We start from the raw sequence: 1151 nt of genomic DNA, 5'->3' as shown, positions 1-1151 counted from the left end.
GCCGCCTGCACCGTGCTCAGGTAGTTCCACAGCCCGCCCGCGAGCGTGCCGCCCCCGGCCAGCAGGGTGCCGGCCAGGCCACCCGCGCCGGCGAAGGCCGCCAGCGCGGCCGGTGCGGTCGCCAGGCAGGCGGGGCCGACTATCAGGCAGGAGCCGACACCGATCACCGCTCCGATCAGCAGCCCGATGACCGTGCCACCGACGGTGCCGGCGAGGGTCGCCGTGGTCATCTTCCCGGCCAGCTCGCCGAGCGCGAGTTGGTTCTCCAGCGGGGAGGCGACCGGCTGGGCCGCGGCCCGGACCGCCGGATCGGGGGTCAGTGTGAGCCGGTGCCCGTCCGCCGAGATCTCTGGGCCGAGGGCGTATTCGCGACCATCGAGCTCGAAAGTCAATGGCAGCCCGGCCAACTGGCTACCGGCGCCGTCCTGGACCGTGACCGACCGCTGATCGGCGGACAGCACGAAGCCTCCGACATCGATGGTGCTGATCACCGATTCCGGGGTCACGGTCGCCCGCCACTGCGGCCGCGCGCCGGTGTCGGCCGCCGCCGGCACAGCCGCCACGCTCGCGGTGACCACGGCGAGCGACGCCACGGCGGTGGCGAATGCTGTTGTGCTGCTCCGCATCTGGTTCCTCGCCTTCAGTGATTCGCGCCGGCGGCGTACTGGCCGTACTGGCTGGTGCCCGGTGCCGCGTTGAGGGTGGTGACGTAGTTGTAGGCGGCGACCGCGGCGCTGGGCCCGCCCGCGAGCACCAGCCCGGTCAGACCACCGGCCGCGCCGACCAGCGTGACGATGGGCAGCACAGCCACGACACAGCCGAGGCTGATCACCAGGCACGACGCACCGGCGAGGGCGAGGCCGACTCCGACGCCGGCCACGGCCCCGATGGCGGTGCCGATCAGACTGCCGACCGAGGTGCTGATGCTGACCGTGTTGATGAGATCGTTCATCGCCAGCTGGTTCTCCAGCGGCGACGCCACCGGCCGCACCGATGTCCGATCCAACCCGCTGACATCGGGAACGAGGGTCAGAGTGCGCGCGTCGCCGGAGATCTCCGGCCGGATCGGCAGCTGCCGGCCATCGACCTCGGCGGCCAACGGCAAGGTGTCGAGCACATGCCCGAGTGCATCGCTCACTGTCACCGACCGC

General features: G+C 72.0%; 1 protein-coding gene and 1 pseudogene. Both read right to left on the bottom strand.

The window, feature by feature from the left end; translation table 11 throughout:
• Positions 1-626: hypothetical protein (locus GLP40_RS33120; protein WP_154791968.1), on the bottom strand; the 626-nt coding region annotated here is incomplete at its 3' end.
• Positions 627-640: 14 nt separating this feature from the next.
• A pseudogene (locus GLP40_RS33115) lies at positions 641-1151 on the bottom strand (hypothetical protein); the annotation flags it as partial.

Source organism: Nocardia aurantiaca, from assembly GCF_009708175.1.
GTDB classification, from domain to species: domain Bacteria; phylum Actinomycetota; class Actinomycetes; order Mycobacteriales; family Mycobacteriaceae; genus Nocardia; species Nocardia aurantiaca.
This window is presented reverse-complemented; position numbering and strand designations above follow the sequence as displayed.